We start from the raw sequence: 16,961 nt of genomic DNA, 5'->3' as shown, positions 1-16,961 counted from the left end.
TGGCAGTTACCGCAGGTAATGGGCAGGTGGAGGGGACGATGGGCGACTTCTCGCTCGAACTCAGCGATGATCAGAAGTCGGTGCGCGACTGGATCCACGGCTTCGCGGCCGACGTCATGCGCCCGGCCGCGGCGGAGTGGGACGAACGCGAGGAGACCCCCTGGCCGGTGATCCAGGAGGCCGCGAAGATCGGACTCTACTCGCTCGACTTCTACGCCCAGCAGTACTTCGACCCCACCGGTCTCGGCATCCCGATCGCCATGGAGGAGCTCTTCTGGGGCGACGCCGGCATCGGCCTGTCCATCGTCGGCACCGGTCTGGCCGCCGTCGGTGTGCTGGCCAACGGCACGGACGAGCAGATCGGCACCTGGATCCCCCAGATGTACGGCGACGCCGACGACGTGAAGGTCGCCGCCTTCTGCTCCTCCGAACCCGACGCGGGCTCCGACGTCGGCTCGATGCGCACCTTAGCCGTGTACGACGCCGTCAAGGACGAATGGGTCCTGAGCGGCACCAAGACCTGGGTCACCAACGGCGGCATCGCGGGCGTCCACGTCGTCACCGCCGTGGTCGACCCGGACCTCGGTTCCAAGGGCCACGCCTCCTTCATCGTGCCGCCGAACACCCCTGGCCTCACCCAGGGGCAGAAGTTCAAGAAGCACGGAATCCGCGCCTCGCACACCGCCGAGGTCGTCCTCGACGACGTCCGCGTCCCGGGAAGCTGCCTGCTCGGAGGGAAGGAGAAGCTCGACGAGCGCCTCGCCCGGGCGCGTGAGCGGGCCAAGGGCGGCGAGCGCGTGAAGAACGCCGCCATGGCGACCTTCGAGGCATCCCGCCCGGCGGTCGGCGCGATGGCGGTGGGCACGGCCCGGGCCGCGTACGAGGTCGCCCTGGACTACGCCATGAACCGCACCCAGTTCGGCCGCCCGATCATCGACAACCAGGGCGTCGCCTTCCAGCTCGCCGACATGCGCACGCAGGTCGACGCGGCCCGCCTGCTGGTCTGGCGCGCCTCCTGGACGGCGGCCTCGGGCAAGCCCTTCACCTCGGCCGAGGGCTCGATGTCCAAGCTGTACGCGAGCGAGACGGCCAAGAAGGTCACCGCGCAGGCCGTGCAGATCCTCGGTGGCAACGGCTTCACCCGCGAGTACCCCGTGGAACGCATGCACCGGGACGCCGCCATCTACACCATCTTCGAGGGCACGAGCGAGATCCAGCGCCTGGTCATCGCGCGCACCCTGTCGGGCATGCCGATCCGCTGACCCGACGACCACCCCGAGCGGTCTCGACCGGCCCGGCCCCGTACGGGTGTCAGCGGCGCCGCGAGGGGCGGGTGCGGGGGCGCGGGCGCAAGGCGGTCTGAAGGTCGTCGAGGGTTTCCACCAGCAGTTCGGCGCTGCGGCGCACGATGCGTTCGGCGTCCGAGGCGGGCCAGGCGTCGAGCGTGGCGCGGACCGGCGCGAAGTCCGGGGCGCGCCGCTCGCGCACGGCGTCCGCCGCGTCCGCCGTGGCCGTGCGCAGTCGGTGGGCGAAGGGGGCGGCGTCCGGGACGGGGTCGGCGTCGGAGGGCGGGAGGTGGGCCTCCATCAGCATGGGCACGCGGCCCATGGCCGACAGGGCCGCGTCGGCGCCGTCGGCGGCGCGGCGCGAGAGCCCCCGGCCCCGGACGGGTTCGGCGTCGGCGCGGGCGACCGCCTGGTCCCAGGCGAGCGCGGCCGCCCGCGCGTCCAGCAGCGCCGCGCGCACCGCCTCGCGCCGTTCCTGGGCGGGAGCCGCGTGCGCCTCCATCGCGGCGGCGGCGTACCGCCCGGTGGTCTTGATGCGGTCGGCCAGCCGATCCCGCAGCCGAGGCGTCTCCCAGGCCGGGAACAACGCGTACGCGGCCATGGCGAGCACGCCGCCCAGCATCGTGAGCAGCACGCGCTCGGGCACCGTCTGCGTCCAGCTGGAGCCGGCCATGCCCAGCAGGAACACGACGTACGCCGACGCGGCCACCTGGGAGACGAGGTAGCCGGTGCGCATGAGCCCGTACATCAGGGTGATCGCCACCACCGCCAGCGCGGCGCACGGATAGGGCTCTGGTGTGAAGGACTGCATCACCGCCGTCGCCAGGGCGACGCCCGCGACGGTGCCGACGAAGCGGGCCACGCTGCGGCCGTACGTCTGCGAGAAGTCGGGCCGCATCACCAGGACCGAGGTCAGCGGCGCCCAGTAGCCGTGACCGGAGTGCAGGGCCGCGCCCAGGACGTAGCCCGCGGGGGTGACGGCGGCCAGCCGGACGGCGTGCCGGAAGACGGGGGAGTCGAAGCGCATCTCGCGTCGCACCGTGCGCGCGGTGAGCGGCACGAGTTCAGCGACGCTCGGGCGGCGCAGATGGGCGTGGTCGCCGCCCACCGAGCCGCCGCTGCCGCCGGCGGCGGAGACCGCCTCGCTCAGCAGCGCGACGAGCCGCAGGGAGGTACGCCGGGCGGGCCCGGTCAGCTTCTCCTCGGGAGCGGGGTCGACCAGCACCACGGACTCCGCCTGCGGCGGCACGCACACCGGCCGGGCCTCGCGCACCGCGCTCGCCACCGCGTCCAGCACCGAGGCCGCCGCGGCCAGCAGCTCGCGGGCCCGGTCGCGCTCGGGTCCCTCGGCGGCGGCGCCGACAGCAGGATCGGCGAGGGAGGCCAGCACCGGGCGGATGCGCTCGGCCAGCACCCGCGTGCCGCGCAGCGCCGCAGGGCGCCGCCGCGCCTGCCGATCGGTGATCACCGCCGCGCTGCGTGCCGTCATCAGCGGCCCGGGGTCGAAGGGCGCCACGGGATCGTGCCGCAGTCTGCGCGCGTAGTCCGCCTCCGCCGCGAGTGCGTCGGCCAGCGCGTCGCGCTGCGCACCCCAGCGGCGCACGGGGAACAGCAGGATCAGCGCCGCCTGCACGACCCCGCCCGCCGCGATGACCAGGGCGTGCCCGAAGGCGCCGTACACAGAGGTCGGCAGCGTGACCACGACCAGCATGACCGCGACGGTCAGGGACGAGACGATGCCCGCGGTGGGCCCCAGCGCCCAGGCCATGCCCGCCAGGAACGCCCACACCGCCAGCAGCGCCACGAACGCGCCCCAGTGCGCCCCCGCCAGATAGCCGAGGAACGTGCTGACGGCCAGCCCCGCGCCGGCGACCAGGGCCAGCACCGGCCGCGGCCGCCAACTGCGCTGGAAGGTGGCCATGCCGGAGGCGAAGGCGCCGAAGGCCGAGGAGGCTGCGACCGAGGGCGTGGCCAGCCACAGTGACAGGCCGATGACGACGGCGACACCCGCGGCGGCACGCAGCGCGACCAGCGGCTCCAGCCTGGTGCGTTCGATCCGCAGTCCCTCGCGGGCGCTGCCGCGCAGAGCACGGAACCAGGTCATGAGGCCGAGGATAGGACGGGTAGGAAGGGGCGGGCCGGGTAAGCGGAGCGCACGATGCGTTCCGGCGACTTCGAGGAGGCAGACCGCCATGACCGCCTCACCGCACCGCGCCACGGTGCCGCCTGTGCCGCCCGCGCCCAGCCCGGTGCCGCCCGTGCCGCCCGACCCCGTGCCGCCCGCCCCGCACCCCGTCCCCGGTCCGGCCCCCGACCCGGTGCCCGCGCCGCCCCCGCAGCCGGAGCCCGGCCCCGAGCCCCAGCCCGAACCGCAACCGCTGTAGGGCCCGGCCAGAAGCCCGGGCAGGGTGCTCCCTGTTCCGGCGGGCACCGTGTCTGGTTCAATGGGTGCCATGGTCGGCCTCACTGACACCGCGACAGGTCGCAGCGACCTCGAGCCGTTCTGGCCGTCCAGGCAGCGGTACCAGTTCGACCGGGAGTGTTGTCGCGCGGTCCCCGCGCGGACCCCGGACCGCAGCTGACGCCGCCCTTCGTCACCGCCCGCTGCCGGCCTCCCGGCGGTCCCGCGCAATACGTCGTCCGACGACCCTTCGCGCGAGAGCCGAGACCCACATGTCCTCGATCACCAGCACCAGCACCAGCGTCCGCACCAGCCCCCCGTCGCTGCCGCCGTCCGCCGCGGGCCGTCAGCACCTGCGCGCCGTCCAGGCCGCGGACGTCCCGCCCGTGCTCGGCTTCCTTCCGCCCGGGGCGACCTGGCAGCCCGCCCCCGGCCACCTGATGCCAGCGGCGGCGGGCGGGACGCCGATGGTCGGCTACCTCGTCCTCGTCCCCGCCGCAGGCCAGGCGCCGCCCCGGCCCGCGCCGACCGCCGACCGGCCGGTGGCCGTCGACGTCGAGCGCCGCGTCGCGCAGGTGCCGGGCCGCACGCTCGACCTCACCTACCTGGAGTTCGAGCTCCTCGCGCATCTGGTGGCGCATCCGCACCGGGTGCACACGCGCGACCAGCTGGTGACCACCGTCTGGGGGTACGGCCATGTGGGGGACGGGCGTACCGTCGATGTGCACATCGCGCGGCTGCGGCGGAAGCTGGGCCCCGAGTACCGGGGCAGCATCGTCACGGTGCGCCGGGTCGGCTACGCGTACGCGCCGCCGGCGGCCGGCTGAGCCGTCCGGACCTCTTCCCGGACCTCCCCGGAAGCCGCGTGCACCTTCCGGGACCATGGGAAAGCCCGGCGTTCTCACATGCCGCATCCGTGGCATGTCCCCCACTGGACTATGGGTACGCTGTTGCCGTTCCGATGCGGCTCGGCGCAGCGGGGAGCGGGTCCGGAGGACGTATGGCTGAGTCTCGGGAGTGGGCGCCCCCTGCGCCCGCGACGGTGGCCTGGCCGGCCCCCGCCGACGCCCGGATGTCGCTCAACGGCATCGGCGGCTTCGACTGGGACCTCGACCGCGACCGCATGCACCTGGACGAGCACGCCCTGCGGACGGTCGACCTGCGTCCGGAGGACTTCGACGGCGACCCGAAGGCGCTGTTCTCCCGGCTCGAGCCGGACGAGCCGCACGGGCCGGGCGCGTCGGGCGAGCGGGACGAGGCCGGCGGCGTCGCCGAGACGATCGCCCGGGCCCTCGGTGACGGCCACTCCTCCTTCCGGGCCCTCGGCCGGCTCACCCGCCGCGACGGCCGACGCGGCTGGGTCCGTCTCCAGGGCCGCGTCGTCCGGGACGGCGCCGGCCGGGCGAACCGGGTGATAGGCGTCCTCAGCGACGCCACCGACGAACTCGCCCAGGCCGCACAGCGGCTGCGCGAGGACGCGGACCGCCCGGCCGAGAGCGACCTGGTCCTGGAGGTCACCGCGTCGCTGGCCCGGGCGGTGACCGTGCGGGACGTGACCGCGGCCCTCACCGGGAACCGCCGGATGGACCGGCTGGGCATCGCCAGCCTGTTCCTCGGCCAGGTCGAGGCCGGCCGGGTGCACATCGTGAGCGACGCCAACGCCGACAGCTGGGTGCCGTCGCTGCAGTACACCCGGATCGAGGACGACTTCCCCATGAGCGAGGTCGTCCGCACCCTCGCCCCGCGCTTCATCACCTCCGGCGAGGAGTTCGCCCGGCGCTACCCCGCGCTGTGGCCGCACATCGAGCCGCTCGGCGCCTCCTCGGCCGCCTACCTGCCGTTGATCGCGCAGGGCAGGCCGATCGGCGCCCTGGGCCTGCTGTACCGGTGCCGGCAGGGCTTCTCCCCGCAGGAGCGCCATCTGCTGATCGCGCTCAGCGGCAGCATCGCGCAGAGCCTGCAGCGCGCCATCCTCTTCGACCAGGAGCACGACATCGCGCAGGGCCTGCAGACCGCGATGCTGCCCCGCACCATCCCGCGCGTCCCCGGCACGCAGATCGCGGTCCGCTACCGCTCCGCCCGGCAGGCCTCGGACATCGGCGGCGACTGGTACGACGTCGTGGCGCTGCCGGGCGGGCGGGTCGCCGTCGTCGTCGGCGACGTCCAGGGCCATGACACCCACGCCGCCGCCGTCATGGGCCAGTTGCGGATCGCGCTGCGCGCCTACGCCGGCGAGGGCCACCCGCCCGCCAGCGTCATGGCGCGGGCCTCGGCCTTCCTCTACGAGCTGGACACCGACCGCTTCGCCACCTGCCTGTACGCCGAGGTCGACCCGGCCACCGGTTCCGCCCTGCTGGTGCGGGCCGGCCACATCGATCCGCTGGTGCGGCAGTCCGACGGCGCCGTCCGGGGGCTGCCCACCGCGGGCGGTCTGCCGCTCGGCCTCTCCGCCCAGTTCGGCAGGCCCGCGGACTACCCGGTCACCGCCGCCGAACTCGGCCCCGGCGACACGCTTCTGATGTTCAGTGACGGACTCGTCGAGCGGCCGAGCGCCGACCTCGACGTCGGCGTGCGGCGGCTGTCCGCGGCGCTGGCCGCCGGCCCCCGGGACGTCACCGACCTCGCCGACCACCTCACCGCCGTCATGGGCGAGCAGGCCACCGACGACGACATGGCGCTGCTGCTGCTCCGGCGGGACAGCGACGCCGCCCCGCATCCACCGCGCCTGCTGCACCGGGATGTCGCCCCCGGCGACCCCGGGGCGCTCTCCGAGGCCCGTGCCATGGTCCGCGACACCATGGCGGGCTGGGGGTTGAGCGACCGGGTCGACGAGGCCGAACTCGCCGCCGGCGAGCTGATCACCAACGCGCTGGTGCACACCGACGGCGGCGCCGTGCTCACCCTGCGCGTGCTCCCCGGCCCGTCCCCGGCCACCGCCGCGCCGGACGCCACCCGGCGGCTGCGCATCGAGGTGCACGACACGGCGGCGAACTGGCCGCGCCGCCGCCGGCCCGGCGACCGCGAGGTGTGCGGACGCGGACTGCTGCTGGTCGAGCGGCTCGCGGACGCGTGGGGTGTGGAGCCGCATGGTTCCGGCAAGGCAGTGTGGTGCGAATTCCGCGACCGGACAGCCGTGGCGGAACCCGTCCGGCACTGACCGCGAGGGTGCTCCCGCACCCCGTTCGCGCCGGTCACGCACCCCGGATTCACCCGGACGGCTCACCCGCCACGACACACCGCCCGTTTGGCCGCAGGCTGTCGGTGAGGAGCCAAGAAGCCACTCTGCTCACATGCTGGCCGCGCCGGCACCGGGGAGGTCTGCGATGCCGACGGTGTCTACGAGCGTGATCGTCACCCGTACCGTGGAAGAGGTCTTCGCCTTCCTTGCCGACGCCCGCAACCTCGCGTCGTGGAACTCCGGTGTCGCCGCCGTGGCGGCCGACGCCGTGTCCCCCGGCGAGCGGGCCGTCTACCGCTATCACTATCCGGGCCGCCACCGGGAGCACTGGCTGGTGTGCTCGGTCTTCCAGCCCTGCCGGCGCATCACCTACCAGGGCCGGCGGATGTGGAGTCCGCTGGGCACCCAGACGCCCGAGTTCGCCTTTCGGATGCTGCCGCACTCGCGGGGCACGTTCCTGCACGTGCAGGTCACCTGCCAGCTCGGCGGCGGCATGCTGCTGCTGGGTCCCTTCCTGGGCTGGGCCTGGCGCCGCGACCTGCCGGAGGACGCGCGCCGGCTGCGCGAGGCGCTCGGCGACCACAGCGCGGCGCCGCCACCGCTGCCACCCCCTCCGCCGCCACCGCCCCCTTCGGCGACGGGACCCCTGCGCGCCGGCCAGGCCCGGGTGCCGGCGGCCGAGGTCGTCGGGGCCGTCCCCGCGCCGCCGGCCAGGGGGCTGCGCCGTGCGATGGCGCGGGTGGCGGGTCAGCACCGGATCGGCGCGGGCAGCTGAGGACCGCCGCGCATACCGGCCGCAGAGCCGTTCCGCTGAGAGGCTGGACGCCGTACGTGCCCCCGCACACAGCACAGAGAGGAACCGCAGATGGCGGAGCAGGCCCGCATCGGCGTCACCGGACTCGCGGTCATGGGCCGCAACCTGGCCCGGAACCTCGCGCGGCACGGCCACCCCGTGGCCTTGTACAACCGCACCCCGGCCAGGACGCGCTCCCTGGTGGAGGAGTTCGGCGGCGAGGGCGAGTTCCATCCGGCGGAGACCCTGAGGGACTTCGTGGACTCCCTGGAACGACCCAGGCGCATCATCGTCATGGTCAAGGCCGGTGCACCCACCGACGCCGTGATCGACGAGCTGACGCCGCTTCTGGAGCCCGGCGACATGGTCGTCGACGGCGGCAACGCCGACTACCGCGACACCCGCCGCCGGGAGAAGGCGCTGCGCGACCAGGGCCTGCACTTCGTCGGCACCGGGATCTCCGGCGGCGAGGAGGGCGCCCTCAACGGCCCTTCGATCATGCCGGGCGGCTCGGCGGAGTCGTACGCGTCCCTGGGCCCGAGCCTCGAGGACATCGCCGCCAAGGTCGACGGAGTGCCCTGCTGCACCCACGTCGGCCCGGACGGTGCCGGGCACTTCGTCAAGATGGTCCACAACGGCATCGAGTACTCCGACATGCAGCTCATCGCCGAGGCCTACGACCTGCTGCGGCACGCCGCCGGCAAGCGGCCGGGCGAGATCGCGGAGATCTTCCGCACCTGGAACGCGGGCCGCCTGGAGTCCTATCTGGTCGAGATCACCGCCGAGGTGCTGGCCCACACGGACGCCGCCACCGGCAAGCCGTTCGTCGACGTCGTGCTGGACCAGGCCGGGCAGAAGGGCACCGGCAGCTGGACGGTGCAGAACGCCCTGGAGTTCGGCGTCCCGGTCTCCGGCATCGCCGAGGCCGTCTTCGCGCGGTCGCTGTCCGGCAGCGCGCAGCTGCGCGCCGCCTCACGAGGGCTGCCCGGACCGGCGGAGACCTGGCTGGACAGCGCGGCGAGCGACCGCTTCGCCGACGAGGTCGAGCAGGCGCTGTACGCCTCGAAGATCGTCGCCTACGCCCAGGGCTTCAACCTCATCCAGGCGGGCAGCGCGGAGTTCGGCTGGGACATCGACGCGGGCGCGATGGCGACGATCTGGCGCGGCGGCTGCATCATCCGGGCGCGCTTCCTCAACCGCATCAAGGAGGCCTTCGACGCGGAGCCCGGCCGTCCCACCCTGCTGACCGACGCGCACTTCGCCGACGCCCTCGGCACCGCGCAGGCCGCCTGGCGGCGGGTCGTCTCCACGGCGGCCGAGCTCGGCGTGCCGGCGCCCGGTTTCTCGGCGGCGCTCGCCTACTACGACGCCCTGCGCGCCGAGCGGCTGCCCGCCGCGCTCGTCCAGGGCCAGCGCGACTTCTTCGGCGCCCACACCTATCAGCGGGTGGACAGGCCCGGTTCCTTCCACACGGTGTGGGGCGGTGACCGCTCCGAGCATCCGGCCGGCTGACGCCCGCACCGGGGCGGCCGGCGCCCCCACCGCACCGCGGGTCCGGTGCGGGGTCCCGGCCGGGTGGGTCTATGCGGCGGCGAACGGCGGGGCGATGGCTTGTTCGGCCCAGACCGTCTTGCCGGTCTTGGTGTAGCGGGTGCCCTGGGCGTCGGTGAGCTGGGCGACGATGGTCAGGCCGCGGCCGTACTGGTCGCTGGGCTCGGCGTGCCGTGGGTGCGGGGCGGCGCTGCAGGAGTCCGAGACCTCGCAGACCAGGACCTGGTCGTGGATGAGGCGCAGCCGGATGGGCCCCGTGGAGTACCGGATGGCGTTGGTGACCAGTTCGCTGACGACCAGGGTGGTGGTGGAGACCAGCTCAGGGAGTTTCCACTCGGTCAGCAGCCGCTCGGTCCAGGTCCGTGCCTCGGCCACCGCCCGCGGGTCGTTGGGCACCTCGCGGGTGGCGACGGCGGCGGCGTCCAGGGCGCGGGTCCGGGCGGCGAGGAGCACCGGATCCGTGCCGGACGCGGCACCGCGCAGGACGCCGTCGAGGACCGCCGCCGGGTCCACGTCGACCGCGTCGTCGGCGGGCAGCACCCGCAGCCCCGTCACCTGGCCGGCGGCCTCCGCGCCGGCCGGGACACCGTCCGTGCTGCAGCTCAGCAGCAGCACGGAGCCGGGCGGCACGTCGCACTCGGAGACCTCCGGCTCGCCGGAGGCGTGGAAGCCCTCGTCCAGCGCCCGCGGGGGCACCGGAGGGGTCGAGGCGGCGTAGCCGCCGCACGCCACCGTGCAGTGGCAGGCCACCGGGTCGTAGACGGCGATCAGGCACTGGTCTTCCTCGCCGCCCGTCGGAGCGGCCGTGGGCCGGTGGAGCCGCGCGAGTACCTCGCCGGGGCTCATGTCGAGCATGACGAGCGCCCGGACGGCGGCCCTGAGCTGGCTCATCGCGGTCGCCGCGGAGACACCGCGCCCCCGCACCGATCCGGCCACCAGGGCCACCCGGGCACTGGACAGCGGGATGACGTCCACCCAGGCGCCTGGGGCCGCCGACGGCGGCACATGCCCGCGGGGGTCCTCGATCGCGCTGATCCTCGGCCCCTGCGTCGAGAGCAGGGCCTCCTGCAGGATCCGCCCGGTGGCGTACTCGACCAGGCGCCGGCGGGCGGCGTCGAGCAGCCGGGCGGCCTCGCGCGCCAGCCGGCCGGCCGCCAGCAGGTCGCACCGGGAGAAGGCGGCGGAGTCCCCCCTGCGGTAGAAGGACGCGATGCCGAGGACGACACCGCCGACCTCCAGCGGTGTCACGAGCAGGGAGTGGGCGTCGGTGATCCGCATCAGGGGGGCGCGCACCGGGTCGCGGGTCAGCCACCCCGTCTGCGGGCGCAGGTTCATCACCAGGTGCGGCCGCAGGTCGGTCAGCGAGGCGTGGTACGGCGTCCTGGCCGGCACGCTGCTGATCTCACCGACCTCGTAGGCACGCGGGATCGCGGTGCCCGGGGCCGCCTTGAAGGCCCCGCGGCGGAAGACGAGCCCGGTCGCCGGCAGCCCCGAGACGGCGGCCCTCTCCGAGACGGTGGCCTCGGACACCTCGACGGCGGCGAAGTCGGCCAGTGCCGGCACGGCGGAGTTCACGAGCTGCTCGGCCGTGTCGTAGGACCACGGCCGGTCCGCGTGGTCGGCAGCCTGGGGCGGGAGGGTGGCACAAAGCATGGCGGTCGCCTCGGATGAGGTTCGGGGTGGGCGGTCGGCTGGCTCATCAGCACTCGCACCGAGCCTGCCTCCGCACCGAGGCGGCGACATCCCTTCGGGTCCGCAGAGGACATCAGGATTCGCCCGCAGATGTGACTGCGGGTTTACCGCAGCCCGGCCGCGACGGGCTGCCCCTCGCGCGCGCGCGATCTACCGTGTGTGGTATGGACGTGCGCAGCCGCCCAGACGGCAGGCATCACCAGGCCATCCCGGTCGTACTGGCCGACGACCACCTGGTGGTGCGCGCGGGCATGCGGCTGCTGATGGCCGCCGATCCGGCCTTCGAGATCGTCGCCGAGACGGCCACGGTCGTCGAGACCATGGAGGCCGTACGGCGCCACCGCCCGAGGGTACTCGTCCTGGACCTGACGATGTCCGGCAGATCCAGTCTGCCGACGATCCCCGCCCTGCTGACCGAGTCGCCCAGGACGCGCATCCTGGTCCTGACCATGCAGGAGGACCCGGCGTTCGCCCGTGAGGCACTGCGCACCGGCGCGGCCGGCTACCTGCTGAAGGAGGCCGCCGCGGACGAACTGCTCGCCGCCGCCCACCAGGTCGCCGGCGGCGCCACCTACGTCCAGCCCTCGCTGGGGGCACGGCTGGCCGTCGAGGACCTGGACCTGGCGGAGCGGCACCACGAGGAGCCGCTCACCGACCGGGAGGCCCAGGTGCTGACCCTGCTGGCGCTGGGGCACACCAACCAGGAGATCGCCCGGCGCCTCTTCGTGTCCATCCGGACCGTGGAGACCCATCGGTCGCGGCTGCGGGACAAGCTCGGCAAGGAGAGCCGGGCCGAGCTGATCGCCGCGGCCAGAGAGCGCGGGCTGGTGGCATGACCCCGTCCGGCCACGGAAGGACCGGGACGCGCCTGGCCCTAGAGGGGCTGGGCACTCTGCTGCTCGCCGCGGCGACCGTCATGGAGGTGACCGACCGCTCCCAGACCGTGGAGCTCTACCTGGCCCTGGCATCGGCCGTGTGCTACCTGCTGCTCACCCCGCTGGTGGCGCCGCGGCAGCGGCTGTGGCTGGTGGTGGCCATCGCCTTCGCGCTGATGCTGACGGTGGCCGGGACGGTGCGCGTGGCCCAGCAGCCCCTGCTGAACGTGCTGCACGTGCTCCCCCTGCTGCTGGTCGCCTACGCCTTGTACGCCGTCCGGTCCTCGACGCACCGGGAGGCCAGACTGCGCCGGGAGCGCGTACGGGCCCAGCACGACGGTGCGGAGCGCGAGCGCCGCCGCTGGGCGCGCGAACTGCACGACGACACCCTGCAGGAACTGGGGGCGGTGCAGGTGGTGCTGTCCTCCGCCGCCGCGGACGGCCGCCCGGAGGCGATGCGGGAGGCCATCGACCAGGCGCGCGGCCTGGTCGGCAACCAGATCGCCTCGCTGCGGCACCTGATCGTCGACCTGCGGCCCGTGGTCCTGGACGAACTCGGGCTGCGTCCGGCCCTGCAGGCGCTGTGCCGGCGCTTCTACGAGACGTACGGCATCCGCACGGAGTTGCGGATCGGCGCGCGGGCGGACGCCGCCTGCGGCCGGCTCAGCGTCGAGACGAAGGCACACCTGTACCGGATCGTCCAGGAGGCGGTCACCAACGCGATGAAGCACGCCGACCCGACCCGGGTGGTGGTCAGCCTCGACAGCGACGAGCGGGGCGTGCACGTGGCGATCAGCGACAACGGGCACGGCATGGCCGTGGCGACCGCCGCCGGGCGGGACGACCGCCGCGCCACGCGGCCGTCGTCGCCACCGGCCGGCATGGGCCTGTCCGCGATGCGCGAGCGCGCCGACCTCATCGACGCCCGGCTCACCGTCCGCAGCGCGCCGGGGGAGGGCACGACCGTCGACCTCGGGATGCCGTGGGAACCGGGCCAGGTCTCCGACGAGGGGTGAGCACGGGCCGCCTGCGCGGGCGCGGACCGCGACGGGCAGTATGGGGGCGTGCGACTGACGCCTGTGACCTGGGAACGGCTGACCGACGCCGTCGCGGACCGCGTGCTGGACCTGACGCCTGACGACGGCGGCGAGCGCCCCCGGGTGGCGTTGGACGGAGCACCGGCCACGCGCCCGGACGTGTTGGGCGAGGCGCTGGCCGAGGCGCTGCGGCTGAGGGGCCGGCCGGTCGTCCGGGTACAGGCGCGCAATTACTGGCGGCCCGCCTCGCAGCGCTACGAGCTGGGACGCCACGACGCCGACGCCTACTACGAGCGCTGGCTGGACAGCGGGGCGCTGTGGCGTGAGGTCTTCGACCCGCTCGCGCCCGGCGGCACCGGGCGGGTGCTGCCCTCCCGGTACGACCCGGCGACCGACCGCGCGACGCGGACCGCGTATGAGGAACTGCCGCCCGGGGGCGTTCTGTTGCTGGAGGGGGCGCTCCTGCAGGGCTACGGCTTCCCCGTCGACCTCTGCGTCCACCTGCGGATGTCGGAGGCGGCCCTGGCCCGCCGCACGCCCCAGGACGAGCGCTGGACGCTCCCGGCGTACGCACGCTACGAGCAGGAGTGCGCGCCCGGCGCCACCGCCGACGTGCTGGTGCACACCGACGACCCGCGGCATCCGGCCTGGAGCGGGTGACCCGCCGGCCTTGCCGCGGCCCCGCCGGACCGTTACCGTCGCGGACCACCATGACTGTCGCCATCTCCCCGCTGACCACCGAGCACGTCCCCGAGTCGGCGGCCCTCCTCGACCGCTGGTACGCCAGGGCCCGCAAGTCGCTGCCCCACCAGTCGGGCCGAACCACCGCGCCGCCGGCGGGGGAGGGGCTGCTCGGCGGGGTCCTGGCCGCGCCGGGAGCGGAGGCCGTCCTCGCGCGCGGCGGCGGGACGCTCGCCGGTTATCTCGTCGCCACCCCGCTCGACGTGGCGGACGACGACCTGGCCGCGTTGCGCGCCCACCCGCGCTCCGCGCTCGTCCCGTACGGGGCTCACGCGCTGCGCGGCGGCCGGGACGGGGAGGACGTGCTGCGCGCGCTGTACGCGGCGGTGGCCGAGCGCCTGGTCGCGCAGCGCCGCCATGTGCACTACGTGGACCTGCCGGCCGACGAGGCGGTGGCCGCCGCATGGTTCAGGGGTGGCTTCGGCCTGGAGCGGGTGCGGGGCCTGATGGCGGTGCGGCCGCGCGGGCGGCAGCCGCGCGGGGTGGAGGCGCTCTCGGTGCGCCGTGCGGGCCCCGGCGACCTGGACCGGATCGGGCGGATGGCGGTGGAGGCGGCACGGGCGGACCGCGGTACGGCGGTGTTCCGGCCGCAGCCCGAGCGGGCGCTCGCGGCGCTGCGGACCCACTACGCGGACGCCTTGGCCGACGCGCGCAGCGGCGCGTGGATCGCGGCCCGCCGCGGTGAGGAGATCGGCATGGTGGTCCTGACGCCGGCGGCGTCGGGCCCGGTCGTGCCCGACGGGTGCGTGGAACTGGCCGAGGCGTACGTGACGCAGGCCGCCCGGGGCGAGGGCATCAGCCGGGTGCTGCTCGCGACTGCGCTGGCTTGGGCGTACGACAGCGGCTACCGGCACATCACGGCCAGTTGGCCGGCCGCTTCACCGGTGTCGGCCGGGCACTGGCCGGCGGTGGGCTTCCGTCCGGTGGCGTACCGCTTGCAGCGGATACTGGACCCGCGCATCTCTGTGACAGCACACCGTTGACACGTGTGAGGAGCACATGTGAGCGGCGCGGAGCACCACTCGACCGCTGTTAAAATCATTCTGTCGGTTGCGCGGACCAGGAGTGTCCGCGGCGGCCTTCTCTGTCTGCCCCGGCTGGATCCCCCCGTCCCGGCCGGGGCTTCTTGCTTTCGGCGCATTCTTGGTATGGACATGACCATTTTGTCGGGAGTATCGTCACTTGTGGTCTAGACCTCGGCTCGCGGGCTGCGCATCTCAGAACTCCCCCACGTTCTCCGAGGAGCGAAGCATGCACAGGAAAATCGGCGCCGCCGTCATCGGCCTTGGCCTCGTCGGGCTCTGCGCGCTCGGCACCGGCAGCGCCTGGAGCCACGGCTACACCGACGCCCCCATCAGCCGTCAGAAGCTCTGCGCCAACGGCACCGTCACGGGCTGCGGCGACATCCAGTGGGAGCCGCAGAGCGTCGAGGGCCCCAAGGGCTTCCCGTCCTCCGGCCCGTCCGACGGCACGCTCTGCGCCGGCGGCAACAGCCGGTTCGCCCAGCTCGACGACCCGCGCGGCGGCACCGGCTGGCCCGCCACCAAGGTGACTGCCAGTCAGGCCTACAGCTTCCGCTGGCAGTTCACCGCCTCGCACGCCACCAGCGACTTCCGTTACTACATCACCAAGCAGGGCTTCGACCCCAGCCGCCCGCTCACCCGCTCCGCGCTCACCCTCACGCCGTTTCTCACCGTCCCCTACAACGGTGCGAGGCCGCCCGCCACCGTCACCCACCAGGGCACCATGCCCACTCGGTCCGGGCGGCACATCATCCTGGCCGTCTGGTCCGTCGCGGACACCGGCAACGCCTTCTACGCCTGTTCCGACGTGCAGTTCTGACCTTCGGCGAAGGGGCGGGACCGCCGTGAGGCGGTCCCGCCGACGAGCCGTCGGTGTGGTGCGGTACGGGTGCGGTGCGGGGCCGGTGCCCCGAAGGCTCAGGGCGTGTGCGTCCACTTCTGGTTGGCCGCGCCGGTGCAGGTCCACAGCTGGAGCCTGGTGCCGTTGGCGGAACTGTTGCCGGTGACGTCCAGGCACTTGTCCGCCTGGGGGTTGACGATGTCGCGCGCACCGGTGATGACCCACTTCTGGTTGGTGCTGCCCGCGCAGTCCCACAGCTGCAGCTGCGAGCCGTCGGCCGTGCCGAAGTCCTTGACGTCCAGGCACTTGCCCAGGGCGCGCAGGGTGCCGTCGGAGGCCGCGGTCCACTGCTGTGCGGCGGTGCCGTTGCAGTCGTAGAGCTGGACGGGGGTGCCGTTGGCGGGGTTGGCGCCGGCGACGTCGACGCACTTGCCGGCCAGGCCCGTGATGCGGCCGGTCGTACCGTCCCCGCCCCCGCCCCCGCCGTCGTCGGAGGTGGTGACGCGGACGTAGTCGACGACCAGTTGCTGCGGGAAGGCGGTGCTGCCGTCGGGATCGCCCGGCCAGTAACCGCCCACCGCGAGATTGAGGATGATGAAGAACGGTTTGTTGAACACCCATCGGCGTCCGCCGAGGTCGGCCGGGGTGCGCCGCTGGTAGACGGTGCCGTCGACGGACCAGCTGATGGAGTCGGGACCCCAGTCGACGGCGAAGGTGTGGAACGCGTCGGCGAAGGCCTGGCCGCCCGGCAGGGTGTACCCGGCCCCGATGCCGCCGGAGCCGAAGTAGTCCGGGCCGTGGATGGTGCCGTGGACGGTGCCGGGCTCGAAGCCGACGTTCTCCATGATGTCGATCTCGCCGCTGGCGGGCCATCCGCTGCCGATGTCGTTGCCCAGCATCCAGAACGCGGGCCACATGCCCTGGCCGCGCGGGATCTTCATGCGGGCCTCGACGTGGCCGTACGTGGTGCTGAAACGGCCGGCGGTGTTGAGCCGGGCGGAGGTGTACTGGCACGTGCCGTACCAGCACTGGTAGTTCGCCGGGTTCTCCTTGCGGGCGGTGATGACGAGGTGGCCCTGGCCGTCGAGGGCCGCGTTGCGGTTCCCGGCGGTGTAGTACTGCCGTTCGTGGTTGTTGACGTTGTCGCCGGTCTCGATCTGCCACTTGCCGCCGTCGACGGCGCCGCCGGCCGGGCCGTCGAACTCGTCGGCGAAGGTGGTGACGGCGGCCGCGGCGGCGGGGGTGGCGGGAAGCGGGGGTTCGGTGGGGCCGGCGGTGGTGAGAGCGGCGAGGGCGAGGAGTCCGGCGACGCCGGCGGCGAGCAGGCCGCGGGCGCGCGGGAGCCGGTGCGGGCGCGGGGGTGGGGGGAGTGCCTTCACAAGGGCGCTGCCTTTCGGGGCGGTTGTGGGGGCGGACCGACAAAGGATTGGCGTGAACCTGACAATTCTCATGTGAGGGCGCAGGGTTCCTGCCCGCCTTCGTCGAAGGCTTTGTTCACGCCGTGATTGAACTGCCGCCCCCCGATCCCGTCAAGAGGTCTGGAC

General features: G+C 74.0%; 14 protein-coding genes. 11 read left to right on the top strand and 3 right to left on the bottom strand.

Translation table 11 applies throughout. The annotated features are described in order from the left end of the window. Positions 1-38: 38 nt before the first annotated feature. Entirely contained in the window at positions 39-1,262 is a 1,224-nt protein-coding gene (locus ACRWND_RS20880; RefSeq protein ID WP_431951587.1) for an acyl-CoA dehydrogenase family protein, read from the top strand. A gap of 49 nt (positions 1,263-1,311) precedes the next feature. Here ACRWND_RS20880 and ACRWND_RS20875 read toward each other — a convergent pair whose 3' ends face one another. Continuing rightward, the gene (locus ACRWND_RS20875) at positions 1,312-3,390 is read right to left on the bottom strand and encodes an FUSC family protein (protein ID WP_431951585.1); all 2,079 of its coding nucleotides are present in this window, start codon (positions 3,388-3,390) and stop codon (positions 1,312-1,314) included. An 88-nt stretch (positions 3,391-3,478) separates the two neighbouring features. Between ACRWND_RS20875 and ACRWND_RS20870 the strand changes: the two genes are divergently transcribed. From ACRWND_RS20870 to gndA, 5 genes are all read left to right on the top strand, one after another. After that, entirely contained in the window at positions 3,479-3,670 is a 192-nt protein-coding gene (locus ACRWND_RS20870) for a hypothetical protein (protein ID WP_431951583.1), read from the top strand. Between the two features lie 289 nt (positions 3,671-3,959). Then, positions 3,960-4,514 carry a winged helix-turn-helix domain-containing protein gene (locus ACRWND_RS20865; RefSeq protein WP_431951581.1) on the top strand — a complete coding sequence of 185 codons (555 nt, stop codon included), beginning with the start codon at positions 3,960-3,962 and terminating at the stop codon, positions 4,512-4,514. 173 nt (positions 4,515-4,687) lie between these two features. Next, positions 4,688-6,844 carry a SpoIIE family protein phosphatase gene (locus tag ACRWND_RS20860; protein WP_431951579.1) on the top strand — a complete coding sequence of 719 codons (2,157 nt, stop codon included), beginning with the start codon at positions 4,688-4,690 and terminating at the stop codon, positions 6,842-6,844. Between the two features lie 175 nt (positions 6,845-7,019). Continuing rightward, a complete protein-coding gene (locus ACRWND_RS20855; RefSeq protein ID WP_431951577.1) occupies positions 7,020-7,640 on the top strand; it encodes an SRPBCC family protein in 621 nt (206 codons plus the stop codon). Between the two features lie 90 nt (positions 7,641-7,730). Beyond that, complete coding sequence (gene gndA, locus ACRWND_RS20850; RefSeq protein WP_431951575.1) at positions 7,731-9,170, top strand: NADP-dependent phosphogluconate dehydrogenase; 1,440 nt, start codon at positions 7,731-7,733, stop codon at positions 9,168-9,170. Between the two features lie 69 nt (positions 9,171-9,239). On the opposite strand, the gene ACRWND_RS20845 is transcribed toward gndA, so the two are convergent. Beyond that, the gene (locus tag ACRWND_RS20845; protein WP_431951573.1) at positions 9,240-10,862 is read right to left on the bottom strand and encodes an ATP-binding SpoIIE family protein phosphatase; all 1,623 of its coding nucleotides are present in this window, start codon (positions 10,860-10,862) and stop codon (positions 9,240-9,242) included. A 203-nt stretch (positions 10,863-11,065) separates the two neighbouring features. On the opposite strand from ACRWND_RS20845, the gene ACRWND_RS20840 reads away from it, so the two are divergent. From ACRWND_RS20840 to ACRWND_RS20820, 5 genes are all read left to right on the top strand, one after another. Next, positions 11,066-11,737 (top strand): response regulator, encoded by a 672-nt coding sequence (locus ACRWND_RS20840; RefSeq protein ID WP_431951571.1) that lies wholly within the window; start codon positions 11,066-11,068, stop codon positions 11,735-11,737. Beyond that, entirely contained in the window at positions 11,734-12,792 is a 1,059-nt protein-coding gene (locus tag ACRWND_RS20835) for a sensor histidine kinase (protein ID WP_431951569.1), read from the top strand. The genes ACRWND_RS20840 and ACRWND_RS20835 overlap by 4 nt, the downstream gene beginning before the upstream one ends. A gap of 48 nt (positions 12,793-12,840) precedes the next feature. Continuing rightward, entirely contained in the window at positions 12,841-13,473 is a 633-nt protein-coding gene (locus ACRWND_RS20830) for a uridine kinase (protein ID WP_431951567.1), read from the top strand. Positions 13,474-13,523: 50 nt separating this feature from the next. Beyond that, positions 13,524-14,537 carry an N-acetyltransferase family protein gene (locus ACRWND_RS20825; RefSeq protein ID WP_431951565.1) on the top strand — a complete coding sequence of 338 codons (1,014 nt, stop codon included), beginning with the start codon at positions 13,524-13,526 and terminating at the stop codon, positions 14,535-14,537. A gap of 268 nt (positions 14,538-14,805) precedes the next feature. Continuing rightward, positions 14,806-15,396: a lytic polysaccharide monooxygenase auxiliary activity family 9 protein gene (locus ACRWND_RS20820; protein ID WP_431951563.1), complete on the top strand. Its 591-nt coding sequence runs from the start codon at positions 14,806-14,808 to the stop codon at positions 15,394-15,396. A 98-nt stretch (positions 15,397-15,494) separates the two neighbouring features. On the opposite strand, the gene ACRWND_RS20815 is transcribed toward ACRWND_RS20820, so the two are convergent. Next, positions 15,495-16,796, bottom strand: coding sequence for a ricin-type beta-trefoil lectin domain protein (locus ACRWND_RS20815; protein WP_431951561.1), 1,302 nt, complete (start codon positions 16,794-16,796; stop codon positions 15,495-15,497). Positions 16,797-16,961: the final 165 nt, after the last annotated feature.

This window comes from Actinacidiphila sp. bgisy167 (assembly GCF_965342175.1).
Classification (GTDB): Bacteria; Actinomycetota; Actinomycetes; order Streptomycetales; family Streptomycetaceae; genus Actinacidiphila.
Note: the sequence above shows the minus strand (reverse complement) of the source record. Positions and strands in the feature narration are given on the sequence as shown.